This window comes from Stenotrophomonas sp. FR024 (genome assembly GCF_047500745.2).
In the GTDB taxonomy this organism is placed as follows: Bacteria; Pseudomonadota; Gammaproteobacteria; order Xanthomonadales; family Xanthomonadaceae; genus Stenotrophomonas; species Stenotrophomonas maltophilia_A.
This window is the reverse complement of sequence record NZ_JAXAXM020000006.1, coordinates 1-23,590: the sequence shown is the minus strand read 5'-3', so window position 1 is coordinate 23,590 and position 23,590 is coordinate 1. Positions and strand designations below refer to the sequence as shown.

The 23,590-nt window shown below is 67.3% G+C and carries 18 protein-coding genes; 9 read left to right on the top strand and 9 right to left on the bottom strand.

All coding sequences use genetic code 11. The annotated features are described in order from the left end of the window. Positions 1-34: 34 nt before the first annotated feature. The 3 genes from ACMZ91_RS08545 to ACMZ91_RS08535 all read right to left on the bottom strand — a co-directional run bounded on the left by ACMZ91_RS08545 (position 35) and on the right by ACMZ91_RS08535 (position 3,925). Positions 35-2,026 (bottom strand): XVIPCD domain-containing protein, encoded by a 1,992-nt coding sequence (locus ACMZ91_RS08545; RefSeq protein WP_414578343.1) that lies wholly within the window; start codon positions 2,024-2,026, stop codon positions 35-37. 111 nt (positions 2,027-2,137) lie between these two features. Next, a complete protein-coding gene (locus tag ACMZ91_RS08540; RefSeq protein ID WP_049398613.1) occupies positions 2,138-2,908 on the bottom strand; it encodes a hypothetical protein in 771 nt (256 codons plus the stop codon). Positions 2,909-3,286: 378 nt separating this feature from the next. Next, the gene (locus tag ACMZ91_RS08535; RefSeq protein ID WP_032130138.1) at positions 3,287-3,925 is read right to left on the bottom strand and encodes a response regulator; all 639 of its coding nucleotides are present in this window, start codon (positions 3,923-3,925) and stop codon (positions 3,287-3,289) included. A gap of 74 nt (positions 3,926-3,999) precedes the next feature. Here ACMZ91_RS08535 and ACMZ91_RS08530 point away from each other — a divergent pair, with 74 nt between their 5' ends. Further along, positions 4,000-7,599 (top strand): ATP-binding protein, encoded by a 3,600-nt coding sequence (locus ACMZ91_RS08530; RefSeq protein ID WP_253145705.1) that lies wholly within the window; start codon positions 4,000-4,002, stop codon positions 7,597-7,599. Here the strand turns inward: ACMZ91_RS08530 and ACMZ91_RS08525 are convergent. Continuing rightward, complete coding sequence (locus ACMZ91_RS08525; protein WP_197616077.1) at positions 7,593-7,994, bottom strand: c-type cytochrome; 402 nt, start codon at positions 7,992-7,994, stop codon at positions 7,593-7,595. The genes ACMZ91_RS08530 and ACMZ91_RS08525 overlap by 7 nt on opposite strands. 65 nt (positions 7,995-8,059) lie before the next feature. Continuing rightward, on the bottom strand, positions 8,060-9,736 hold the full coding sequence (locus ACMZ91_RS08520) for an electron transfer flavoprotein-ubiquinone oxidoreductase (protein WP_049461849.1): 1,677 nt from the start codon (positions 9,734-9,736) through the stop codon (positions 8,060-8,062). A 315-nt stretch (positions 9,737-10,051) separates the two neighbouring features. Between ACMZ91_RS08520 and ACMZ91_RS08515 the strand changes: the two genes are divergently transcribed. Then, positions 10,052-11,215: an acyl-CoA dehydrogenase family protein gene (locus tag ACMZ91_RS08515; protein WP_032130142.1), complete on the top strand. Its 1,164-nt coding sequence runs from the start codon at positions 10,052-10,054 to the stop codon at positions 11,213-11,215. A gap of 315 nt (positions 11,216-11,530) precedes the next feature. Here the strand turns inward: ACMZ91_RS08515 and ACMZ91_RS08510 are convergent, their stop codons facing one another. Together ACMZ91_RS08510 and ACMZ91_RS08505 are read right to left on the bottom strand one after the other, a co-directional pair. Beyond that, entirely contained in the window at positions 11,531-12,010 is a 480-nt protein-coding gene (locus ACMZ91_RS08510) for a tRNA (cytidine(34)-2'-O)-methyltransferase (RefSeq protein WP_005407625.1), read from the bottom strand. Between the two features lie 69 nt (positions 12,011-12,079). Next, complete coding sequence (locus ACMZ91_RS08505) at positions 12,080-12,562, bottom strand: XAC0231 family protein (RefSeq protein WP_024956300.1); 483 nt, start codon at positions 12,560-12,562, stop codon at positions 12,080-12,082. A gap of 415 nt (positions 12,563-12,977) precedes the next feature. On the opposite strand from ACMZ91_RS08505, the gene ACMZ91_RS08500 reads away from it, so the two are divergent. The 4 genes from ACMZ91_RS08500 to ACMZ91_RS08485 all read left to right on the top strand — a co-directional run bounded on the left by ACMZ91_RS08500 (position 12,978) and on the right by ACMZ91_RS08485 (position 18,500). Further along, a complete protein-coding gene (locus tag ACMZ91_RS08500) occupies positions 12,978-15,827 on the top strand; it encodes a M16 family metallopeptidase (protein ID WP_414578635.1) in 2,850 nt (949 codons plus the stop codon). A 248-nt stretch (positions 15,828-16,075) separates the two neighbouring features. Next, positions 16,076-16,393, top strand: a complete 318-nt coding sequence (locus ACMZ91_RS08495; protein WP_005407628.1) for a DUF4156 domain-containing protein — start codon at positions 16,076-16,078, stop codon at positions 16,391-16,393. 103 nt (positions 16,394-16,496) lie between these two features. Continuing rightward, positions 16,497-17,513, top strand: a complete 1,017-nt coding sequence (locus ACMZ91_RS08490; RefSeq protein ID WP_014035559.1) for a 3-oxoacyl-ACP synthase III — start codon at positions 16,497-16,499, stop codon at positions 17,511-17,513. A 96-nt stretch (positions 17,514-17,609) separates the two neighbouring features. Further along, complete coding sequence (locus ACMZ91_RS08485) at positions 17,610-18,500, top strand: alpha/beta fold hydrolase (RefSeq protein WP_134951101.1); 891 nt, start codon at positions 17,610-17,612, stop codon at positions 18,498-18,500. Positions 18,501-18,600: 100 nt separating this feature from the next. Here ACMZ91_RS08485 and ACMZ91_RS08480 read toward each other — a convergent pair whose 3' ends face one another. Next, the gene (locus tag ACMZ91_RS08480; RefSeq protein ID WP_004135417.1) at positions 18,601-19,026 is read right to left on the bottom strand and encodes a YkgJ family cysteine cluster protein; all 426 of its coding nucleotides are present in this window, start codon (positions 19,024-19,026) and stop codon (positions 18,601-18,603) included. Between the two features lie 104 nt (positions 19,027-19,130). Between ACMZ91_RS08480 and oleC the strand changes: the two genes are divergently transcribed. The 3 genes from oleC to ACMZ91_RS08465 all read left to right on the top strand — a co-directional run bounded on the left by oleC (position 19,131) and on the right by ACMZ91_RS08465 (position 22,016). Beyond that, positions 19,131-20,789, top strand: coding sequence for an olefin beta-lactone synthetase (gene oleC, locus ACMZ91_RS08475; RefSeq protein WP_164162952.1), 1,659 nt, complete (start codon positions 19,131-19,133; stop codon positions 20,787-20,789). Further along, positions 20,786-21,778 carry a 2-alkyl-3-oxoalkanoate reductase gene (oleD, locus tag ACMZ91_RS08470; RefSeq protein ID WP_414578589.1) on the top strand — a complete coding sequence of 331 codons (993 nt, stop codon included), beginning with the start codon at positions 20,786-20,788 and terminating at the stop codon, positions 21,776-21,778. Before oleC ends, oleD begins: the two co-directional genes overlap by 4 nt. An 82-nt stretch (positions 21,779-21,860) precedes the next feature. Continuing rightward, positions 21,861-22,016, top strand: coding sequence for a DUF1328 domain-containing protein (locus ACMZ91_RS08465; protein ID WP_004153593.1), 156 nt, complete (start codon positions 21,861-21,863; stop codon positions 22,014-22,016). 88 nt (positions 22,017-22,104) lie between these two features. Here the strand turns inward: ACMZ91_RS08465 and ddlA are convergent, their stop codons facing one another. Continuing rightward, positions 22,105-23,199, bottom strand: a complete 1,095-nt coding sequence (ddlA, locus tag ACMZ91_RS08460; RefSeq protein ID WP_414578591.1) for a D-alanine--D-alanine ligase — start codon at positions 23,197-23,199, stop codon at positions 22,105-22,107. Positions 23,200-23,590: the final 391 nt, after the last annotated feature.

The following is a 23,590-nucleotide window of genomic DNA, read 5'->3' as shown; positions in this document are numbered from 1 at the left end:
GTGGCCCTCCCTTCTCTCCCAAGGCGCCGCGGGCCTAGACGCCCATCGCCTTCTGCGCCTGCCGGGCCTGCTCCTGCTGCGTCTCCTGCTGCTGGTGCAGCACGTTCGGCGCGCCCTGCACGGCACCGCTGCTGAGTGCCAGGCTCTGCTCGCTGGCGGCACGGGTCTCCACCGCCACGCGGCTGGCGGCCGGGTCGCCGATGGTGCCCTGCACGGCGAACAGGCGCTCACCGTTCGGGCTGGGCACCACCGAGTCGATGCGCTGCAGGCCGGCGGCATGCGCCTCCCTGGTCAATGCCGCAGCAGCGCTTTCCAGCGCGTGGCGGTCCTTGAAGGTCCCGGCCGGCAGCAGTTCCAGCCCCTTGCTGGCCTGGATGAACAACGGATTGCGCGGGTGCCGCTCGTCGTTCAGCAACGGCCGTTCGCGTGCGTCCTTGATTGCCTCCAGGGTCTTCGCCCCGACAATGCCGTCGACCACCAGGCCGTTGTCCTTCTGCAGCTGGCGCACTGCCGCGTCGGTGTTGCGGCCGAAGCGGCCATCTTCGACCAGCGGCTTGCCGTCGGCGCCGACGTAGCCCAGGTGGCCCAGCTGCTCCTGCACCTTGCGCACGCCCTCGCTGTGCGCGCCCTGCTTGTACAGTTCGGCGTGCGGCGTGGCAGCGGCCTTGTGCTCGGCCGCAGGCTTGCCCTGGGTCTGCTCGTGCGACTGGGTGCGGTTTTCCAGCAGGTCGCGCGCCTTGGACAGCGGATCGGAGGCGTACAGCTTCCAGTTCGGGTGGTCCTTCACCTGCTTGAGGTAGTCCTCGACCGGCATGGTGTGCACGCCCTTGCTGCCGGTGGACTGGCTGATCAGCAGCTTGTCGGTGTTGGGGTCGCGCACCACCATCACGATGTGGTCGATGCCGTTCCAGTGCTCATGGCGGGTCCTGGCCGTATCCAGGCCGATGATCATGCCTTCCTTCAGCGCATCGGGCTTCAGGATCGCGTCGCGGTCCAGCAGCACGCCGGACTGGTCGAACGCCTTGCGCACGATCCCACCGGAACCGAGGTTGCCCAGGTCGATGCGATCAGCCTTGCTGAACACCGCGTGCCCGGCCTTCTGGTTGATCTCGTCCATGGTCCGGTTCTGCAGCGTGCCGACCCAGCCGGAACAGTCGATGTAACCCTGCTCCACGTTCTTGCCGGTCTTGCCCGGTACGTACAGCGCGTGGCCCGGAATGTTGATGGCGTACTTGACGTCGTCGTACTTCACGCCGGCCTCGTAGGCGGCCTGCAGTTCAATGCCTGGCTTCGGTGTGGCAGCTGCCGTTGCGGTTGCCGCCAGCGTGGCTGCACCCGCCGCCACGGCTGCGCTGGCCTGCGCAGGTGCTGCCGGGGTCTGGCCCTGGCCCTGCACTACCGCCTGCGGTTCGATGTTCTTTTCCGGAATGCTGATCGCTGCGTACTTGTGGATGTAATAGCTGGAGAACGTCCGCGCCAGGTCGCCGTCGTTCATCCCGCGCATCTCGGCCAGGGTGTGGCCGGTCAGCGCCTTCGCGTCGGAGCCGATCTGGTTCAGCACGTTGCGGCGCATGTTGATTTCTTCGCCGTGGCTGTTGCGGACCACGCCGAAGGTGCCGGTGGCAATCGCGGTCTGTACCGAGCCATAGCCGGCGCTGCCCTGCTGGTGGGCCAGGTACAGGTCCAGTCCGGTGGGCGTGTTGCCCCCGGACAGGTACGGGTTGCCGGTGCGCTCGTTGCGGCGCGCCATCGAGTCCAGGTTGTCCTGGTACATCTGTGCGGCCGCTTCGGTGTTGCGGGTGGGGTCGAACTCGTGGCCGGTCAGGTGGTACTGGCGCGCGGAGCCGGGCACGAACTGGAACAGGCCCTTGGCGCCGGATGAGGTGTTGTGGGCGCGCTCGTTGAAGGTGCCGCCGGTCTCGATGTGCGCGAAGCGCATGAAGTCATCCACAGGGATGCCCTTCTGCCTGGCGACCTGCTCGACGATGTCCAGGACTTCCTTTCTGCTGTAGTCATGCTGTGCCATGACGTTTTCCTCGGGGTTGATGGAGCGGCGCGTGCCGCGAATCGCCAACCGGACTCATCCGTGAGTCAAGAACATGTCGGTCAACAGGGAACCCGCGCGTGGCGGGTGCTATCAGGGCGCGACGTACTGCTGGGTCGCGCTGTCGAAGGTGTAGTGCACGGCGTCGCCGGCACCCAGTGCGCGGGTCTTGCCGGGGCCTTCGATGGTGGTGCCCTTGAAGGTCACGGTCAGTCGCGGCAGGCCGTTGCCGTCGGCAGCGAAGGCCAGTTCGCCATCGCTGTCGGTGCAGGGCATCACGTTGCCGTCGTCGCAGGCGGCGCTGTTGTCCTCACCCGTGCGCACTGAACCGACATAGCGCCAGACCTTGCTGTCCACGTCGTCTTCGCTGCGCCTGGGGTTGAACAGCAGCAGCGCATAGCCGGTGCTGCTGATGCCGCGGTCGAAGCTGCTGGTCGGCACCGCCAGCAGCAGGCGACCATCGGCCGTGCGATGTTCAAGCGGCTTGCGCCGGGTATCGACATCGTCGGCCTTGTCGTACGCGCCCAGTGCGCCGATGGTCCATTCCTGGCCACGGAACTTCCATGGCTTCCTGGCGTCGGTGCCGGCCAGCACGAAGGTGGCCTCGGCAAGGTTGGCGCGGTCATCCGGACCGGCCGGCGTCTGCTCGCCCGGCTTGCCGTAGTGCTCGCGGGTATCCCAGGAGAAACCCGTGTAGTACGTGGTGCCATCGAGAGTGAAGGTGTGGCCGAACCAGAAGGTCGCCACGCTGCCGTTCTGGACCTCATAGGAGGTCGCGCCATCGCCGTCCACCTGGTAGGTGAAATACATCACGGTCGGCGCGTCGGGCGGGGTGGCGGCGGCATCGGGGGTGGGGGTCTGCATCGGGGCAACATCCTGTCGGGGCGCATTGGCAGCCTGCGCAGGGGCGCCGGGCTGGGAGGACGAGGGGGCCGGATCGGCGGCGCTGCAGGCGGCAGCGGAAAGAGAGACGAGCAGGCACGCCGCGAATGCGCGCAGAGGCCGCAACGGCAGGGTCCAACGTAGCTTGGGGGGATGATGCATGCGCCTCTCCATGGTCAGCGTTGCCGGGCCAGACGGCCGGCAGGAAACCGCGCCACGTCCACCAGGGACGGGAGCGAGGACATGAGCCGGTCGATTCCTTCGACCTCGCATTGAGAACTCATGCCGTACCATCTTGGCACAGATCGGCGGCCGGTCAAAGAGGGCGGTGGCAGCTGCCCTTCTTGTGTGATCTGGCTCTCAGATCTTGCCGTCGCGCAGGTAATCGAACAGCTCGGCGTCGCCCTTGAGGCCCAGTTTGAGCATGGCGTCACCCTTCTGCCGGCTGATGGTACTGACGCTCTTGTGCAGCTGCAGCGAGATTTCCTTCACGGTCATGCCGGTGCCCAGCAGCCGCAGCACCTCCACCTCGCGTGGCGACAGTGGCTTGCCGTCGCCCTCGCGCATGCGCCAGCTGCCAGCGGCCTCGACCCGCTCGCGCAGGCTGCGGCTGATGTAGGGCTGGCCCCGGTAGACCGCCTGGATGGCCTGTGGCAGTTCGTCCATCGACGAACTCTTGTCGACCAGGCCGAGCACGCCGCTGTCGAGCACCATGCGCAGGATCGCCAGGTTGTTGGAGACACTGAGCATCAGCACCGGCAGGTCGGGATGACGGCGGCGGATCATGCCGATCATGGCGAAGCCGTCGGCCTGGGGACTGCCCGGCATGGAGTAGTCGGTGACCAGCAGGTCACAGGGTTGGCTGCCGAGCAGGGCCATCAGCGCCTGCGCGCTGTCGGCTTCGCCGACCACGCGGCCCACCCCGCTCGATTCGATGACGGCACGGGTACCGATACGGACCACCGGGTGGTCGTCTGCGATGATGATGCGCAAGCTCATGCTCTAGTATGGCCACCGGGCACGCCGGACCGCGACCATCGCGGTTCCTGGCAGATTCTAGGAGATCAACGCCGATGCGTAGCTGGGCTGTTCGCGGGCTGGTCCTGCTGCTGGCCGTGCTGGTGCTGCCTGCGGCGCTGGCACAGGCGGTGCCTGGGCTGTTGCCGCTCAGCCCGCTGCAGCGCGAGTACCTTGCCGCGCATCCGAGCATCGTCGTGGGCCAGTATGACAGTGGCTGGCCGCCGTTCGAGTCCCTCCGTGATGGCCAGCAGGTCGGCCTGGGCCCGGATTATCTGTCGCTTCTCGCCCGTCAGCTGGGCGTGAAGGTGGAGGCACGGCGCTATCCCGACTGGACATCCGTGCTGGATGCGGCATGTCGTGGCGAGATCGATGTAGTGATGAATGTCGGTCTCAGTGCCGACCGCACCCGCTGCATGGTCTATACCGCCGCCTATGGCGAGGCACCGCTGGCCCTGGTGGGACGCCCGGATGACCTGCGTGCCTCCGACATCCCCGACCTGGATGGACTGCGGGTGGTGATCGAGCAGGACTTCCTGACCGGCCCGCAGGTGCGGGCGCGCTTTCCCCGGGCACGACAGCTTGTCGCAAACAGCTCGTTGGCGGCGCTGGAGATGGTCAGAGACGACAAGGCAGACGTTTACATCGGCAATGCCTACGTGGCCACCGAACTGATCGCACGCGAGGACCTGCAGGGGGTCGTGCTGCTGCGTCCCAGCGATCTGCCGCCCGAACGGCTGCACTTCGGTGTTCCCAACAGCAAGCAGCCGTTGGCCGAAGCATTGGACCTGGCACTGGCTGCGACCAGCCAGGCCCAGCGCGATGCGCTGGTGCAGCGCTGGCTGCCACCTCCGCAGTGGTCGGCATCGGCACAGCTGGCGTTGAGCCAGGCCGAGAAACGGGTATTGGAGCAGCCGTTGAAGATCGGCTTCGCGCCGAACGCGGCGCCGCTGTCGTTCGCGGACCAGGATGGCAACCCCAGTGGCCTGGCCAGCGAATACCTGCGGCGCCTGCTGCAGGCTGGCGCCAACCTGCAGGTGGAAAACAGCCACGACTGGTACGAGGTACGCGAGAAGGCGCGCCGCGGCGAGCTGCAGGCAGTGATGGGCATTCCTGCCGATTCTCGCTACCTGGGCCCGGACTGGGTGTTCAGCCAGCCCTTCATCAGCGTGCCGAACGTGATCGTCAGCCGGCGTGACAGCCCGGCGTTGCTGGGCCTGTCCGACCTGCAGGGCAAGCGGGTGCTGCTGTCCGATCCGGAACGTGTGCGTGGCTATGTGCTGCAGCAGGCGCCGCAGGCGCGGATCATCGCGGCACGCAGCGCGGAACAGGCCCTGCAGCGCCTGATCAATGGCGACGCCGATGCCTACGTAGGCAACCTGGCACTGGTTGACCATCTGCTGCGCAACCGCTTCCCGGGGCGCCTGCAGGTGGCGGCACCGGCAGGTTTCAACGATCAGCTGGTGCTGGCGGTTGAGCGCCGCCATGCCGCCCTGGCCACCACCTTCGACCGCCTGCTGCTGCAGATGACGCCGCGCAAGCGCGAGGCCCTGCGCGGGGACTGGCTGGCCGTCGAGTACCGCAACGGCCTGGACTGGAACAGCGCGATGCGCTGGGGCGTGCCGCTGCTGCTGGTGCTGCTCACCGCGCTGCTGGTGCACGCCATCGGGCATTGGCGGCTGCGCCGCGAGGTGGCCGGACGGCGTCACCTGGAACAGCGCCTGGCCGAAGTCACCGACAACCTGCCCGCCGTGGTCTATCAGGCTCGCCGCGCGGCAGACGGAACCCTCAGCTTCCCGTTCATTGCCGGTGACCTGCAGGCGTTGTTCGGGATCAGCCGGCAGCAGGCCGAACAGGATGCAATGTGCCTGCTGGAGCGCATCGAGGAAGACGACCGCGAGCACATCCTGCATGCGGTCGAGCAGGCGGCGCGCCAGTTCGCACCGCTTGTTCTCGAGTTCCGGCTGCGACCTGAAGGCACCGGCGCGCGCTGGGTGCGCAGCCAGGCCCATCCCTATGCGGCGGAAGCGGGCGTGGTCACCTGGAGTGGATACTGGGTGGATGTCAGCGAGGCGCGTGCACAGGCCGAGGCCCTGACTGCGGCCAAGGCTGACGCCGAACAGGCGGCGGAGGCGAAGTCGCGTTTCCTGGCGACCATGAGCCATGAAATCCGAACGCCGATGAGTGGCGTGCTGGGCATGCTGGAAGTGCTGGCGCATTCGCCGCTGGATGCCGAGCAGCAGCGCATCCTCGGGGTGATCGAGGATTCGGCGCAGATGCTGCGGCAGATCCTCGACGATATTCTTGACTACTCGCGGCTGGAGGCCGGCGCGCTGCGCCTGGAACCGGTGCCGCAGCCGCTGCGGCCATTGCTGGAAAGCGTGTGCCGGTTGTTGTCGGCGCAGGCCAGTGCACGTGGGCTGGACCTGCACGTGCAGATCGACCCGCAGCTGGCGGCCGCGCACGAAGTGGATGGCGTGCGCCTGCGCCAGATCGTGTTCAACCTGCTCAGCAACGCCATCAAGTTCACCGTGCGCGGCGAAGTGCGGCTGCAGCTGGACGTGCTGGGGCCGACCGCCGAAGACGGCAGCCAGCCGCTGTGCCTGAGCGTCACCGACACCGGTATCGGCATCGCGCCGGAACAGCTGCAGCACCTGTTTGCGCCGTTTACCCAGGCTGGTGCCTACATCCAGCGCGACCATGGGGGTACCGGCCTGGGCCTGAGCATCTGCCAGCGCCTGGTGCAGATGATGGACGGCGAGCTGGAGCTGCACAGCACGCTGGGCGAAGGAACCCGCGCCGAGGTGCGGCTGTCGCTGGTGGAAGCCGGCAGCGGTGATGTGGAAGCGCTGGTCGCCGAGCAGGAACAGGCCTCGCTGCTGCCGCCGGCGCTGCGCCAGGCGCGGGTGCTGGTGATCGAAGACCACCCGACCAACCAGGCGATGATGGCCTGGCGACTGCAGCAGCTGGGGGTGCCACATGTGATGGTCGGTGACGGCCAGCAGGGCTTGGATCGGCTGTCGTCGGAGAGTTTCGATCTGGTGATCACCGACTGCCGGATGCCGGTGCTCGATGGCTTCGGTTTCACCCGCCTGCTGCGCGAACGCGAGGGCCGCAACGGCCAGCCGCGGCTGACCGTGCTGGCGCTGACCGCCAGCGTGCTGGATGACGATGCACGGCGCTGCCGCGAGGCCGGCATGGACGAAGTGCTGGCCAAGCCGCTGTCACTGGCCACGCTGCGCACCGCACTGCTGCGCTGGTTGCCGCAGGCGCAGGGACAGTCGTTCGAGGAGCCGCAGGCCGGGTCCGCCGCCGACGATGCTGGGACGCTGCCCGATCTGGACAGCCTGCAGCGGCGCTTCGGCTCACGTGCGGTGGCCGAGCAGCTGCGCGACAGCCTGTTGCAGGCCAGCGAGGGCGATCTTGCCGCCGTGCAGCGCGCGCTGCAGGCTGGAGATCGCGAGGCGGCCGCACTGCACCTGCATCGTCAGGCCGGTGGGTTGGGCGCGGTGGGAGCGACAGTGCTGGCCGGGCAGGCCAATGCGTTGGTGGAGCGTCTGCAGGATGCGGCGGAAGCCGATGTGGCGCCGTTGTTCGCGGCGGTGGCGGAATTTGTGGCACGGCTGCAGCGACAGCTGCAGCGCCTGGCTCACTGAGCCGACTGCTGCTGCAGGTAGGCGATCACCAGTGCGCGGCGTTCGGCGCTGGGGAAGGCGTTGTACATGCGCGTGCCGGGTACCATGTGGGTGGGCGACTGCAGGAACGCATCCAGGGTCTGCGCGGTCCAGGTGATATCGGCGCGGCGCATGCCGTCGGAATAGCCATAGTCCGGCAGGCTGCCAGCGCGGCGGCCGATCACGCCGTGCAGATTGGGTCCGAAGCGGTGGATGCCACCAGGTTGCACGGTGTGGCAGCCGGCGCACAGCTCGAACGCGCGCTGCATGGCCTGCTGCTGCGCCTGTTCCGGCGTGGCCGGTGCCGCAGGCGGGCGCTGGCAGGCCGTGGCCGCCAGGGTCAAAGCAATGGTGATGAGCAGGCGGAAAGCACGCATGGGCGGGCAGGATAGCGACGCAGCGGGGCAGGTGGGCTGCGACACGCGGTCGCAGCCCGGAGCAATCACATGCCCGAATAGTTCGGGCCGCCACCGCCCTGCGGGGTCACCCAGACGATGTTCTGGGTCGGGTCCTTGATGTCGCAGGTCTTGCAGTGCACGCAGTTCTGCGCGTTGATCTGCAGGCGCGCGTTATCGGCTTCACCGACGAACTCGTACACACCCGCCGGGCAGTAGCGGGCTTCCGGGCCGGCGTACTCGGCCAGGTTCACCTTCACCGGAATGCTGGGGTCCTTCAGCGTCAGGTGGCTGGGCTGGTTCTCGTCGTGGTTGGTGCTGCTGAGGAACACCGAGCTGAGACGGTCGAAGGTCAGCACGCCATCCGGCTTCGGGTAGGCGATGCGGGTGTGCTTGGCCGCCGGCTCCAGGCAGACGTGATCCGGCTGCGTGCGGTGCAGGGTCCACGGCGGATTGCGCACGCCCAGCTTCGGCAGCAGCCACTGCTCCACGCCGGTCATCAGCGTGGCCACGGTCTGGCCCTTCTTGAACCACTGCTTGAAGTTCTTGGCCTGCTGCAGTTCGGTGAACAGCCAGCTGGCTTCGAACGCCTTCGGGTAGGCGCTCAGTTCATCGTGCTGGCGGTCGGCGGCCAGCGCGTCGAACGCGGCATCGGCGCACAGCATGCCGGTCTTGATCGCGGCATGGCTGCCCTTGATGCGGCTGGCGTTGAGGTAGCCGGCCTCGCAGCCGACCAGCGCGCCACCCGGGAACACGGTCTTGGGCAGCGACAGCAGGCCGCCGGCGGTGATCGCACGCGCGCCGTAACCGATGCGGGTGCCACCCTCCAGGTGCTTGCGGATGGACGGATGGGTCTTGAAGCGCTGGAACTCTTCGAACGGGCTCAGCCACGGGTTCCTGTAGTCCAGGCCAACCACATAACCGATGGCGACCTTGCCGCCGTCGGCGTGGTACAGGAACGCACCACCGTAGGTGTCGCTGTCCAGCGGCCAGCCGGCGGCGTGCACCACCAGGCCCGGCTCATGCTTGGCCGGGTCGATCTGCCACAGTTCCTTGATGCCGATGCCGTAGGCCTGCGGGTCCTTGCCTTCATCAAGCTTGTAGCGCGCGATCAGCTGGCGGCCGAGGTGCCCGCGTGCGCCTTCGGCGAAGATCGTGTACTTGGCCTGCAGCGCCATGCCCCGTTCGAAGGCCGGGCCGATGCTGCCGTCCTTCTCGATGCCCATGTCGCCGGTGGCCACGCCGATCACTTCACCGTTGTCGCCGTACAGCACCTCGGCTGCGGCGAAGCCGGGGAAGATCGCCACTTCCAGCGCTTCGGCCTGCTGCGCCAGCCAGCGGGTCACTTCACCCAGGCTGATGATGTAGTTGCCTTCGTTGTGGAAGCACTCCGGCAGCAGCGCATTGGGCGTGCTGCGTGCGCCGGTTTCGCTGAGGAACAGGAATTCGTCGCGGGTGACCTTCTGCTTCAGCGGTGCGCCGCGCTCGGCCCAGTCCGGGAACAGTTCGGTCAGTGCGCGCGGATCCATCACGGCGCCGGAAAGGACGTGCGCGCCCGGTTCGGAGCCCTTCTCCAGCACGCACACCGACAGGTCGCGGCCGGCTTCGATCGCGCGCTGGCGCAGGCGGATCGCGGTGGCCAGGCCGGCGGGGCCGGCGCCGACGATCACCACGTCGAACTCCATTACTTCACGCGGGGGCAGGGCGTTGGCTTCAGCGCTCATCGATTGCATGACTCGTGGGTAGGGCCGGCATCGGGGCCACCGGCGGTGCCTGGGAATCGCGCGTGCAGCCACGAGCGAAACGGTTGTTTGAATGTGTCAGGGTACCGGGCCGCGCGTGATCGAGCTAGATCGACGATGTTCACGTCATGATTGCTGCGGTGCAGCGTAATGCACGTGGCCGGGTAGGTGCCAACCTTGGTTGGCACATTGTTTCACCGCCCGGACCCGCTTCCGTGTGGACCAAGGTCCACACCTGCCAGACGCGATGCTTGCGGATGACCGACAATGGCCGGGTCCTGACTGCGCGTGAGTGCCATGGCTTTGCATCCGTACGATCTGTTCGATGTCCGTTCCCTGCTCAACGAGGAAGAGCGCGCGGTGCAGGAGAGCGTCGCCCGTTTCACCAACGAGCGCGTGCTGCCGATCATCGGCGATGCCTTCGACCAGGCCCGCTTCCCCGATGAACTGGTGCCGGAGATCGCGTCACTGGGCCTGCTCGGTGCGACCCTGCCGACCGAGTACGGCGGTGGTGGCCTCGGCGCGGTCAGCTACGGCCTGATCTGCCAGGAGCTGGAGCGCGGCGATTCGGGCCTGCGCAGCTTCGTCTCGGTGCAGAGCTCGCTGTGCATGTACCCGATCTATGCCTACGGCAGCGAGGAGCAGCGCCAGCAGTGGCTGCCGGCGATGGCGCGCGGTGAGCTGATCGGCTGCTTCGGCCTGACCGAGGCACACGGCGGTTCCGATCCGGCCAGCATGAAGACCCGCGCGGTGCGCGATGGCAGCGACTGGCGCATCAGCGGCAGCAAGATGTGGATCACCAGCGGCCCGGTGGCCGATCTGGCCATCGTCTGGGCGCAGACCGAGGACGGCATCCAGGGCTTCGTGCTGGAAAAGGGCATGGCCGGCTTCACCACGCAGGAGATCAAGCACAAGATGAGCCTGCGCGCATCGCTGACCGGCGCGCTGTTCTTCGACGACGTGCGCGTGCCCGACAGCCACCGCCTGCCGAACGTGAAGGGCCTCAAGGGACCGCTGGGTTGCCTGACCCAGGCCCGCTACGGCATCAGCTGGGGCCCGATCGGAGCGGCCATTGCCTGCCTGGATGAGGCGCTGGGCTATGCCAAGGAACGCGTGCTGTTCGGTCGCCCGCTGGCGGCCACGCAGAGCGCGCAGATCAAGCTGGCCGAAATGGCCCGCCGCATCACCACCGCGCAGCTGCTGGCGCTGCAGCTGGGCCGCCTGAAGGAAGCTGGCCAGCTGCAGCCGCAGCAGGTCAGCCTGGCCAAGTGGAACAACTGCCGCATGGCCATCGACATCGCCCGTGAGTGTCGCGATCTGCTGGGCGGCGCCGGCATCACCACCGAGCATGTAGCGATCCGGCATGCGCTGAACCTGGAATCGGTGATCACCTATGAAGGCACCGAGACCGTGCACCAGCTGGTGATCGGCCGCGAACTGACCGGCATCAGCGCGTTCTGAGCGGTGCGGGGAACACCATCCACGCATGGCGTGGATCTACTGCACATGGCACCTGCCACTACAACCTGGGATGTGCTTTGGTAGGTGCCAACCCTGGTTGGCACATTCCTTCAGCGCGCGACCGGGCATCGGTGCGGACCAAGGTCCGCACCCACCAGAAGCGATCCACAGCCATCAGAGGTTCTCGGCGGCGGCCTGGACCTGCCTTTGGTAGGTGCCAACCTTGGTTGGCACATTCCTTCAGCGCGCGACCGGGCATCAGTGCGGACCAGGGTCCGCACCCACCAGGAGCGGTCCACACCCACCTGAGGCGGTTTACGCGCCGCCAGCAAACCCGTGCTGCCGCCATGCTTCGTACATCACCACCGCAACGGTGTTGGAAAGATTGAGGCTGCGGTTGTCCGGCCGCATCGGCAGGCGCAGGCGGCGGCCATCGGGCAAGGCATCGAGCACGTCCTGCGGCAGGCCGCGGCTTTCCGGGCCGAACAGGAACGCATCACCGTCTTCGAAGGCCACGCTGTCATAGCGGACGCTGGCACGCGTACTCAGGGCGAACAACCGCTTCGGTGCGATCCGCGCCAGCGCGGTGTCCAGGTCGGGGTGGACCTGCAGGCGCGAATACTCGTGGTAGTCCAGGCCGGCGCGCTTGAGCTGCTTGTCTTCCAGTGCGAAGCCGAGTGGCTCGACCAGGTGCAGCTGCGCGCCGGTGTTGGCGCAGAGCCGGATCACATTGCCCGTGTTGGGCGGGATTTCCGGTTGGAACAGGATCACGTGGAACTGGGGCGCGGCATTCATCGGCGCAGTGTACCTGCGACGACCGCCGCCTTTACGGCGCACGCCCTGCGCGAGGCAGGGCGGCACCGCTTACGGGCGCAGCAGGACCTGGGCGGTTTCGGTGGCCAGGGCCTGCAGGTCGGCGGCGCTCGGACGCACCTGCAGGGCCGGCAGGTTGACGATCACCTGGTTGGCGACGCTGGTGGCGGCGGCAGCCAGGGTCGCGGCGTAGCGCTGGGCTTCCAGTTCGGCGGCCAGGGCGACGCGCTGTTCCAGGCTCGGGCGCACTTCCACCGAGGCCAGGGTGGTGATCGGCATCGCGGCGGCGACCGGGGCGGCGACGTAGCCGCTGCGCTCGGCCAGCTGGTCGGCACTTGGGCGCACTTCCACGGTGGCCAGGGTCGGGATGCCGCTGGCCTGTTCCCAGGCCTGCTGGGCCAGCTGGTCGGCGGCCGGGCGAACCTGCACGGTGGACAGGGTCTTGATGGATTCGGAGGCCTGCACCGACGAAACAACCGCGGTGCCGGCGATCAGGGCGATGGCGATGGCGATGGCAATGGTCTTGGCGTTCATGACGGGGCCTGTTTAGTGTTGGTGATCAGTGGTGTGGTAGTAAGGTAGTACACCAATTCTGGGCTTGCAAGGAAAATTTTCGATTTCCTGCGTTTGTTCAGTCTTCAGTCAGCTTTTGTCTGAAGCCCTTCCTGGTGCAGGAAGTACCAAGCAATCCCCGTGCCAACTTTTAATCATTGATTTGCAAGGGTTTTATGGTCATCGAAAAGTGTCCGGCGGGCGGACACCTGTCCATTCGATGTGCTGCGGACACTGTCCGGACGTTGCTGGCGGGTGCTTGTGACGGCTCGGACAGGGCAGATCGGCGCTGCGGATGGCGCACAGGGGCAAACACCCCCAGTGACTGGCGACCGATTCCTGCCGTTGCGCGCGCACGCTAGGATCGGGGTTCACCTATGTGACCAAGGATCCGGATATGTCTCTCGCCCTTCGCCCGCGCACTGCGCTGCTGGCCGTCGCCCTCAGCACCGCCCTGGGCACGCTTGTGCCTTCCCATGCGTTGGCGGCAAAGCCGGCCGCACCGGCCAAGGTCGATATCCCGTATGAGCAGTTCACCCTGCCCAACGGCCTGCGCGTGATCGTGCACACCGATCGCAAGGCGCCGATCGTCGCGGTCAACGTCTGGTATCACGTCGGCAGCAAGGACGAACCGGCCGGCCGCACCGGCTTCGCGCACCTGTTCGAACACCTGATGTTCCAGGGCAGCGAAAACCACGACGGCGAGTTCTTCGAGCCGTTCAAGCAGGTCGGCGCCACCAACCAGAACGGCACCACCAATACCGACCGCACCAACTACTTCGAGAACGTGCCCACCACTGCGCTGGACATGGCGCTGTGGATGGAATCGGACCGCATGGGCCATCTGGTCGGTGCGATCGACCAGGCGGCGCTGGACGAGCAGCGTGGCGTGGTGCAGAACGAGAAGCGCCAGGGCGAGAACCAGCCCTACGGCCAGGCCTGGGACCAGCTCAACAAGGCGCTGTATCCAGTTGGCCACCCGTACCACCACGGCGTGATCGGTTCGATGAACGATCTGAACGCGGCGTCGCTGGATGACGTGAAGACCTGGTTCCGCACCTGGTACGGCCCGAACAACGCCGTGCTGGTGCTGGCTGGCGACATCGACCTGGCCACCGCCAAGGAAAAGGTTGGCAAGTACTTCGGCAGCATCCCGGCCGGCCCGACCATGGCGCAGCCGGCGGTGAACGTGGCCAAGCGCAGCGCCGACACGCGCGAGACGATGACCGACAAGGTGCCGCAGGCGCGTATCTACCGCGCCTGGAACGTGCCGCAGGTCGGTACCACCGAGGTCGATCAGCTGCAGCTGTTCGCGCAGGTACTGGGCGGTGCCAAGTCCTCGCGGCTGAGCCAGCGCCTGCAGCACCAGGACAAGCTGGTGGACAGCATCGCGGCAGGCCTGTCGACGTCGCAGCTGGGTTCGAACTTCGTGATCATGGCGACGGTCAAGCAGGGCCAGGACCCTGCCAAGGTCGAGAAGATCATCGACGAGGAACTGGACCGGCTGATCAAGCAGGGCCCGACCGCGGCCGAGCTGGAACGCGCCAAGACCGGTGCCCGCGCCGGTTTCATCCGCGGCATCGAACGCATCGGCGGCTTCGGCGGCAAGGCCGACGCACTGGCCGAGTGCGCGGTGTTCACCGGCGACCCGGGCTGCTTCCGCACCTCGCTGGCCAACATCGAGAAGGCCAGTGCTGCTGATCTGAGCCGTCTGGGCGCGCAGTGGCTGGACAAGGGCAGCCACACCCTGGTGATTGCACCGGGTGAGCGCGTGGCGCTGAAGGAAGACCCGAGCCAGGCGCCGAAGCCGTTCAGCGTGCCGGCGGTGGATCCCAAGTACAGCACGCTGCCCGAGCAGGTCGACCGCAAGGCCGGCGTACCGCAGACCCGCGAGTTCCCGCAGCTGAAGTTCCCGGCGCTGCAGCGCGCCACGCTGAAGAACGGCACCCAGGTGATCCTGGCCGAGCGCCACGAGATTCCGGTGGTGCAGTTCAGCTACCAGTTCCCGGGTGGCTTCAGCGCCGACCAGGGCCGCAAGCCGGGCACCGCCAACTTCACCATGAGCCTGATGACCGAAGGCGCCGGCAAGCTCGGCTCGCTGGCCTTCGCCGATGCTGCTGACGCACTGGGCGCCAGCCTGGATGCCTCGGCCGGCCTGGACTCCATGAGCGTGGACCTGTCGGCGCTGAAGGAAAACCTGGCACCGTCGCTGGCGCTGTATCGGGACCTGCTGCGCGAACCGCGCTTCGAGCAGGGTGAGATCGACCGGGTCAAGGCGAGCTGGATTGCCGGCATCCAGCAGGAGAAGGTCAACCCGGGTGCGGTGGCGATGCGCGTGCTGCCGCCGCTGCTGTACGGCAAGGGCCACCCGTATGCCATTCCGTTTACCGGCAGCGGTGACGAAGCGGCGATCAATGGCCTGACCCGCGAAGACCTGGTCGACTTCCACCACGATTGGCTGCGTCCGCAGAACGGCACCCTGATCGTGGTCGGTGACACCACCCTGGGCGAGATCGTGCCGCTGCTGGACAAGCAGTTGGGCGATTGGAAGGCGGCCGGCGACGCCCCGCAGGTGAAGGCCGCCACCGACGTGGCATTGCCGAAGGGCCCGCGCGTGTTCCTGATCGACCAGCCGGGTGCGGTGCAGGCCAACCTGTTCGCAGGGCAGGTGGTGGCGCCGTCCAGCGCCACCAGCTCGACCCGCTTCGATATTGCCAACGGCGTGATCGGCGGCGACTTCACCTCGCGCCTGAACATGAACCTGCGTGAGGACAAGCACTGGTCGTACGGTGCGCGCAGCAGCGCGATCAATTCGGTGGGCCAGCGCCCGTGGATGGCCAGCGCGCCGGTGCAGATCGACAAGACCGGCCCGGCGATGGCGGAAATGCGCAAGGAAATCGCCGCGTTCGCCGACGGCAGCAAGCCGGCCACCGCCGCCGAGGTCAACCGCATCCGCAACATCCAGACCCTGAGCCTGCCCGGTGCCTATGAGACCGCCAGCGCGGTGGCGTCGACCATCGGTTCGATCGTGCAGTTCAAGCGCCCGGATGACTACGTGCTGCGCCGCAAGGCCGAGATCGAGGCGATGACCCCGGCACAGGTGCAGCAGGCCGCCGCCGAGATCAAGCCGCAGGCGCTGACCTGGGTGGTGGTGGGTGATCTCAAGCAGACCGAAGCGGCCGTGCGTGCGCTGAACCTGGGCGAGGTGACGGTGATCGACGCCGAAGGCAACCCGGTCAAGAAATGAGGGATGCGCCTGCCCGCCCCCGCGGGCAGGCCTCCCCAGGTAGTGCCGGCCGCTGGCCGGCAACCTTGCTCTGGTAGTGCCGGCCGCTGGCCGGCAACCTTGCCGTGGTAGTGCCGGCCGCTGGCCGGCAACTCCGTGACCCGAAGGCGGGGTCAGGCTCCCCTGCGGGGGATCTGACCCCACCCACCGGCTACCCCCGATTCAGGCTGTTCAGGCAGAATCCCCCCATACCCTTCCAGGATCTGCCCATGCGCGTTCTGCTGCTTTCCTCCCTGCTGCTCACCGTCACCGCCTGTACCTGGGTGCCGATCGAACCGGCCGGCAAGGCGACCCGCGTGCTGCCGGCAGGCCCGGTTCCCGCTGGCTGCATCGCCAAGGGCGAGGTGGTGGTCACCGTGAAGAGCAAGGTCGGCTTCTACAACCGCAACCCGCTGCGTGTGCAGGAAGAGCTGGAAACCCTGGCCCGCAACGAGGCCCCGAGCGCAGGCGCCAATGCCGTGCAGGCCGCCGCCGCTCCGGCCGATGGCAGCCAGCGCTTCGCCGCTTTCCAATGCCCGCCGCGCTGAACGCTTCACCATACGGCCAAGCCTGAATTCGTAAAGATGCGGTGAAGGCCCCGGGGGTTATAGAATAGCGCCCCCTTTTGCCTGAGCCTTGGCGCTAACCTCGATGCTCTTCAAGAATGTCTCGATCGCCGGCCTGGCACACGTTGATGCGCCGCACACGCTGACGACCAAGGAAATCAACGAGCGGCTGCAGCCGACGTTGGATCGCCTCGGTATCCGCACCGACGTGCTCGGCGATATCGCCGGCATCCATGCCCGCCGCCTGTGGGACAACGGCGTGCTTGCGTCCGATGCCGCCACCATGGCCGGCCGCAAGGCGCTGGAAGACGCGGGCATCGATGCAACGCAGGTCGGCCTGCTGGTCAACACCTCGGTCAGCCGCGACTACCTGGAGCCGTCCACGGCCTCCATCGTGTCGGGCAACCTCGGCGTCAGCGACGAGTGCATGACCTTCGACGTCGCCAATGCCTGCCTGGCCTTCATCAACGGCATGGATATCGCGGCGCGCATGATCGAGCGCGGCGACATCGACTACGCGCTGGTGGTGGATGGCGAGACCGCCAACCTGGTGTACGAGAAGACCCTGGAGCGGATGACCGCTCCGGACGTCACCGCCGACGACTTCCGCAACGAGCTGGCCGCCCTGACCACGGGTTCGGGCGCCGCCGCGATGGTGATGGCGCGCTCGGAACTTGTGCCGGATGCGCCGCGCTACAAGGGTGGCGTGACCCGCTCGGCCACCGAGTGGAACCAGCTGTGCCTGGGCAACCTGGACCGCATGGTCACCGATACCCGACTGCTGCTGATCGAAGGCATCAAGCTGGCGCAGAAGACCTTCACCGCCGCCAAGATCGCCTTGGGCTGGGCCGTGGAAGAGCTGGACCAGTTCGTCATCCACCAGGTCAGCCAGCCGCACACCGCTGCGTTCATCAAGAACTTCGGCATCGACCCGAAGAAGGTCATGACCATCTTCGGCGAGCACGGCAACATCGGTCCGGCCTCGGTGCCGATCGTGCTGAGCAAGCTCAAGCAGCTGGGCAAGCTGAAGAAGGGCGATCGCATCGCGCTGCTCGGCATCGGCTCGGGCCTGAACTGCTCGATGGCTGAAGTGGTCTGGTAAAAAAAGTCACCGCTGACCTGCTGCACGATGGGCAGCGATGATTTTTCCAAGTGTCCAGGGGCCGGTTCTACCGGCCCTTTCTACAGGTGCGATTCGATGTCCCAGCTTCCCGGTTACCCCGCCCACCCGCAGCGCTTCGAGGTCCGCCCCGGCCTGTCGATGAACTATCTCGACGAAGGCCCGCGCGATGGCGAAGTGGTGGTGATGGTGCACGGCAACCCGTCGTGGAGCTATTACTGGCGCACGCTGGTGGCCGGCCTGTCGGACACGTACCGCTGCATCGTGCCGGATCACATCGGCATGGGCCTGTCGGACAAGCCCGATGACAGCCGCTACGAGTACACGCTGCAGTCGCGCGTGGACGACCTTGATGCGCTGCTGAAGCACCTGGGCATCACCGGTCCGGTGACCCTGGCCGTGCACGACTGGGGCGGCATGATCGGCTTCGGCTGGGCGCTGTCGCACCACGACCAGGTGAAGCGCCTGGTGGTGCTCAACACCGCCGCGTTCCCGATGCCGGCAGCGAAGAAGATGCCGTGGCAGATCGCGCTGGGCCGGCACTGGAAGATCGGCGAGTGGATCATCCGCACCTTCAACGCGTTCTCGTCCGGCGCCTCGTGGCTGGGCGTGGAGCGCAAGATGCCGGCCGATGTGCGCCGCGCCTACGTGTCGCCATACAACAGCTACGCCAACCGCATCAGCACCATCCGTTTCATGCAGGACATCCCGCTGTCGCCGGCCGACAAGGCCTGGTCGCTGCTGGAGCGGGCCGGCAAGGCGCTGCCGTCGTTCGCCGACCGCCCGGCCTTCCTCGGTTGGGGCCTGCGCGACTTCGTGTTCGACCACCATTTCCTGAAGGGCTTCCAGGCCGCGCTACCGCAGGCCCAGGTGCATGCCTTCGAGGATGCCGGGCATTACGTGCTGGAAGACAAGCACGAAATGCTGGTGCCGGAAATCCGCGCGTTCCTGGACAAGAACCCGATCTGATCGGTTCCCGGGGCGGATCCCGGTAGTGCCGGCCGCTGGCCGGCAACCTCATGAACCCGGCGCGCATAGCGCGCTTGCCGGCCAGCGGCCGGCACTACCACTACGCCGCGATCGGCGCCTGCGGTGACGGGCTGTTGCCGTTGTCGTCCGGGTGGTCGTCGTCGTTGCCCGCTTCATCGCGCCAGCGCCAGTCGGCCAGGGTCAACGGATCCAGGCCATAGGCAATGCGCGCCTTGTCGCACTGCGGGCTGGCCTTGCCGTACTCCCACGATGCATCCACCTCACGGCACACGCTGGGCCGGTTGGGGTGGATGGTGCAGCGTGAATACACGCCGATCTGCGCATCCAGCGCCACGCAGCGTACCGGCTTGGAGTGGGTGCCGCGCATGCACAGGCGATGCGGGTCCAGCACCTCGGTCAGCTGGTGCGGTACGCCGCCGGGGGTGACCTCGTCTGATTCCATCCAGTGGAAGGCCACGCGGTATTGGGTGCAGCAGGCGCCGCAGGTCATGCAGGGATGTTGCATGGGCAAGCCGCCTCGGGCGGCAGTCGGAATCAGGAACGAGGGTGCGGATTTTCCACGAAGTTGGCCGCCGCGCAAGAAATTCCGTAAGCGGCGACAATGAACGGATGAACCGACCCTGCAATATTGCCGCCCGTTTGCCTGAACTGGCGCGTGAACGACCCGACCAGATCGCCATCCGCTGCCCGGGCCGCCGTGGCGCCGGCAACGGCATGGCCGCCTACGACGTGACCCTGGATTACCGCCAGCTGGACGCCCGCAGCGACGCCATGGCGGCTGGCCTGGCCGGCTACGGGATCGGCCGCGGGGTACGCACGGTGGTGATGGTGCGGCCGTCGCCGGAGTTCTTCCTGTTGATGTTTGCCCTGTTCAAACTGGGTGCGGTGCCGGTGCTGGTCGACCCGGGCATCGACAAGCGCGCACTGAAGCAGTGCCTGGACGAGGCGCAGCCGGAGGCCTTCATTGGCATTCCGCTGGCGCACGTGGCGCGGTTGGTGCTGCGCTGGGCGCCCTCGGCGACCCGCCTGGTTACCGTCGGCCGCCGCCTCGGCTGGGGCGGGACCTCCCTGGCTGCGCTGGAGCGCGCCGGCGCCAACGGGGGGCCGATGCTGGCCGCCACCGATGGCGAGGACATGGCCGCGATCCTGTTCACCAGCGGCTCCACCGGCGTGCCCAAGGGCGTGGTCTACCGCCACCGCCACTTCGTCGGCCAGATCCAGCTGCTGGGCAGCGCCTTCGGCATGGAAGCGGGCGGGGTGGACCTGCCGACCTTCCCGCCGTTTGCCTTGTTCGACCCGGCGCTGGGCCTGACCTCGGTGATCCCGGACATGGACCCGACCCGGCCGGCACAGGCCGACCCGGCACGCCTGCATGACGCCATCCAGCGCTTCGGCGTGACCCAACTGTTTGGCTCGCCTGCGCTGATGCGGGTGCTGGCCCGTCACGGCCGGCCGTTGCCGACGGTGACCCGGGTGACCTCGGCCGGCGCCCCCGTGCCGCCGGATGTGGTCGCCACCATCCGCAGCCTGCTGCCCGCCGACGCGCAGTTCTGGACCCCGTACGGCGCCACCGAGTGCCTGCCGGTGGCGGTGGTGGAGGGACGCGAGCTGGAGCGTACCCGCGCGGCCACCGAGGCCGGCGCCGGGACCTGCGTGGGCAGCGTGGTGGCGCCGAACGAGGTGCGCATCATCGCCATCGATGACGCACCGTTGGCCGACTGGTCGCAGGCGCGCGTGCTGGCCACCGGCGAGGTGGGCGAGATCACCGTGGCGGGACCGACCGCCACCGACAGTTACTTCAACCGCCCGCAGGCCACCGCGGCGGCGAAGATCCGCGAGACGCTGGCCGATGGCAGTGCCCGCATCGTCCATCGCATGGGTGACGTGGGTTACTTCGATGCGCAGGGCCGCCTGTGGTTCTGCGGTCGCAAGACCCATCGCGTGGAAACCGCACAGGGGCCGCTGTACACCGAACAGGTCGAGCCGGTGTTCAACACCGTGCCCGGCGTGGCGCGCACGGCACTGGTTGGCGTTGGCCCGGCGGGTGCGCAGGTGCCGGTGCTGTGCGTGGAACTGCAGCGTGGCCAGAGCGACAGTCCGGCGTTGCGCGAGGCGCTGCGCGCCCAGGCCACCCTGCGATTGCCCGAGGCGAACCTGCAGCACGTACTGATGCATCCCGCGTTCCCCGTCGATATCCGTCACAACGCCAAGATCGGCCGCGAGAAGCTCGCCGTCTGGGCCAGCGCCGAACTGGAGAAGCGCGCATGAAGATCCTGGTCACCGGTGGTGGTGGTTTCCTTGGCCAGGCGCTGTGCCGTGGGCTGGTCGAACGTGGCCACCAGGTGCTGGCGTTCAACCGCAGCCACTACCCGGAACTGCAGGCCATGGGCGTGGGCCAGATCCGTGGCGATCTGGCCGATGCGCAGGCCGTGCTGCATGCAGTGGCCGGCGTCGATGCGGTGTTCCATAACGGCGCCAAGGCCGGCGCCTGGGGCAGCTATGACAGCTACCACCAGGCCAACGTGGTCGGCACCGACAACGTGATCGCCGCCTGCCGCGTGCACGGCATCAGCCGGCTGGTCTACACCTCCACGCCCAGCGTGACCCACCGCGCGACCCACCCGGTGGAAGGCCTGGGGGCTGATGAGGTGCCGTACGGCGAGGATTTCCAGGCACCGTATGCGGCGACCAAGGCGATTGCCGAACAGCGCGTGCTGGCGGCCAATGACGCCTCGTTGGCGACGGTGGCGCTGCGCCCGCGCCTGATCTGGGGCCCGGGCGACCAACAGCTGGTGCCGAGGCTGGCCGAGCGTGCGCGGCAGGGGCGCCTGCGTCTGGTGGGTGATGGCAACAACAAGGTGGATACCACCTACATCGACAATGCCGCGCTCGCGCACTTCCTCGCTTTCGAGGCATTGGCGCCGGGCGCCGCTTGTGCGGGCAAGGCCTACTTCATTTCCAACGGCGAACCGCTGCCCATGCGCGAGCTGGTCAACAAGCTGCTGTCCGCGGTGGGGGCACCAACGGTGGACAAGGCGATCAGCTTCAAGACCGCTTATCGCATCGGTGCGGTCTGCGAGCGGCTGTGGCCGCTGCTGCGCCTGCGTGGCGAGCCGCCGCTGACCCGCTTCCTGGCCGAGCAGCTGTGCACGCCGCACTGGTACAGCATGGAGCCGGCGCGCCGTGACTTCGGCTACGTGCCGCAGGTCAGCATCGAGGAAGGGCTGCGCAGACTGAAGGCTTCATCTGCCGCATAGGTCGCCATCACTGGTTGCACACCGCCAGATCGGGAGGATGGACCCACGCCATCCAACGGCCCGGACATCTGCGAGGAGCACCATGCTGCATTACGCCGTTATTTTCTTCGTCATCGCCATCATCGCTGCCGTGCTCGGCTTCTCCGGCATCGCCGGTGCCGCCAGCAACATCGCCTGGATCCTGTTCGTTGTGTTCCTGGTACTGGCAGTGATTTCGATGTTCCGCAAGCGCGGCTAGAAGACCGCAGGGTAGTGCCGGCCGCTGGCCGGCACGCCCTTTTTGTAGCGTCGAGCCATGCTCGACTCTACAGAGACACAGAGCGCCCCTACACGGCGCTGTGCAATCCGCGATCAGCTTCATGGCGCTCCAGCGCCAGTTCGATCAGGCGCGTGATCAGCGTGGTGTAGTCCACACCGCTGGCGCCCCACAGCTTCGGGTACATGCTGATGCGGGTGAAGCCCGGCAGCGTGTTGACCTCGTTGATGACGATCTCGCCGTCTGCGGTGAGGAACACATCCACGCGCGCCATGCCCGCACACTCCAGCGCCTGGTAGGCCCGCAGCGCGATCTGCTGGATACGCGCCTGGGTTGCAGCATCGATATCCGCCGGCACCACCACCTCGGCGCCATCCTCGTTGATGTACTTCGTGTCGTAGGCGTAGAACTCGTCGTGCACCACCACCTCGCCGCACAGGCTGGCCTGCGGCTGTTCGTTGCCCAGCACCGCGCACTCGATCTCACGGCCGACCACCGCCGATTCCACCAGCACCTTGTGGTCGTAGCGCAGCGCCAATGCCAGCGCCTCGGCGAAGCCCGCCGCATCCTTGACCTTGCTCACACCCACCGACGAACCCTGGTTTGCCGGCTTCACGAACAGCGGCAGGCCGAGCTGCGCGATCACCGCATCGACATCGACGTCAGCGGCCTGGTGACGTCGGATGCACAGCCACGGCGCCACCTGCAGGCCAGCGTCGCGCAACAGGCGCTTGGTCACGTCCTTGTCCATCGCCACCGCCGAGCCCAGTACCGGAGAACCGACGAAAGGCAGGTTGGCCATGCGCAGCAGCCCCTGCAGCGCACCGTCCTCGCCCAGCGGCCCGTGCACGATCGGCAGCACCACATCGATCTGGCCCAGCGCGCTGGCCGCATCGGAGGGCTGCAGCTGTGCCTGTTCCACACCCGGGCGCACCGCCAGCGACGTACCGGACCGATGCAGCGCGATGCGCGACGGATCATCGGCATTGATCAGGAAGGTATCCGGCTGGCTCAGATGCCACTGGCCCTGCTTGTCGATACCGACCAGCACCGGCTCGAAGCGCTCGCGATCAAGCGCATCGAGGATGTTCTTCGCCGACTGCAGCGAAACTTCGTGCTCGGAGGACTTGCCCCCGAAGATGATGCCGATCCGGGTCCGTGCCATGGTGTTGCGATGTCCTGTGCGTTGCGTGGCCGTACAGCATGAACCTTCCATTGCCGCACAGGTGAGGCACAGATGAACCGCCCGGCGGCCGGCTCGAGTAGCGGCCAACCTTGGTTGGCACCCTCGGAAATCCAGCGCCGACCAAGGTCGGCATCTACCAGAGCACGTTCCGGCAGATCGCAGGAACCTGTCGAAGGCGGGGTGGGGCCGGTTGCGGGGGCGTGAGCCGCATGGGCCCGAGGCATGCCTCGGGCGGGTTGGGCAGGACGCCCAACCCCGGTCTTGCCGTGTGCGCAGGACAGCGCACACGAGCATGCGGCGACCGAGCTTACATGGGTGAGGGCGCTTTGCTTGCGAAGCACTGCTTCGCAAGCGCCCGAACGCACAGCCG

Excerpts from the sequence above, each read along its gene's own strand:
- ACMZ91_RS08515 (WP_032130142.1), top strand. The coding sequence starts at position 10,052 with ATGGCTTTGCATCCGTACGATCTGTTCGATGTCCGTTCCCTGCTCAAC.
- ACMZ91_RS08530 (WP_253145705.1), top strand. The coding sequence starts at position 4,000 with ATGCGTAGCTGGGCTGTTCGCGGGCTGGTCCTGCTGCTGGCCGTGCTG.
- ACMZ91_RS08540 (WP_049398613.1), bottom strand. The coding sequence starts at position 2,908 with ATGCAGACCCCCACCCCCGATGCCGCCGCCACCCCGCCCGACGCGCCG.
- ACMZ91_RS08465 (WP_004153593.1), top strand. The coding sequence starts at position 21,861 with ATGCTGCATTACGCCGTTATTTTCTTCGTCATCGCCATCATCGCTGCC.
- ddlA (WP_414578591.1), bottom strand. The coding sequence starts at position 23,199 with ATGGCACGGACCCGGATCGGCATCATCTTCGGGGGCAAGTCCTCCGAG.
- ACMZ91_RS08480 (WP_004135417.1), bottom strand. The coding sequence starts at position 19,026 with ATGCAACATCCCTGCATGACCTGCGGCGCCTGCTGCACCCAATACCGC.
- ACMZ91_RS08505 (WP_024956300.1), bottom strand. The coding sequence starts at position 12,562 with ATGAACGCCAAGACCATTGCCATCGCCATCGCCATCGCCCTGATCGCC.
- ACMZ91_RS08525 (WP_197616077.1), bottom strand. The coding sequence starts at position 7,994 with ATGCGTGCTTTCCGCCTGCTCATCACCATTGCTTTGACCCTGGCGGCC.
- ACMZ91_RS08485 (WP_134951101.1), top strand. The coding sequence starts at position 17,610 with ATGTCCCAGCTTCCCGGTTACCCCGCCCACCCGCAGCGCTTCGAGGTC.
- ACMZ91_RS08545 (WP_414578343.1), bottom strand. The coding sequence starts at position 2,026 with ATGGCACAGCATGACTACAGCAGAAAGGAAGTCCTGGACATCGTCGAG.
- ACMZ91_RS08520 (WP_049461849.1), bottom strand. The coding sequence starts at position 9,736 with ATGAGCGCTGAAGCCAACGCCCTGCCCCCGCGTGAAGTAATGGAGTTC.
- ACMZ91_RS08510 (WP_005407625.1), bottom strand. The coding sequence starts at position 12,010 with ATGAATGCCGCGCCCCAGTTCCACGTGATCCTGTTCCAACCGGAAATC.
- ACMZ91_RS08535 (WP_032130138.1), bottom strand. The coding sequence starts at position 3,925 with ATGAGCTTGCGCATCATCATCGCAGACGACCACCCGGTGGTCCGTATC.
- oleC (WP_164162952.1), top strand. The coding sequence starts at position 19,131 with ATGAACCGACCCTGCAATATTGCCGCCCGTTTGCCTGAACTGGCGCGT.
- ACMZ91_RS08495 (WP_005407628.1), top strand. The coding sequence starts at position 16,076 with ATGCGCGTTCTGCTGCTTTCCTCCCTGCTGCTCACCGTCACCGCCTGT.
- oleD (WP_414578589.1), top strand. The coding sequence starts at position 20,786 with ATGAAGATCCTGGTCACCGGTGGTGGTGGTTTCCTTGGCCAGGCGCTG.
- ACMZ91_RS08500 (WP_414578635.1), top strand. The coding sequence starts at position 12,978 with ATGTCTCTCGCCCTTCGCCCGCGCACTGCGCTGCTGGCCGTCGCCCTC.
- ACMZ91_RS08490 (WP_014035559.1), top strand. The coding sequence starts at position 16,497 with ATGCTCTTCAAGAATGTCTCGATCGCCGGCCTGGCACACGTTGATGCG.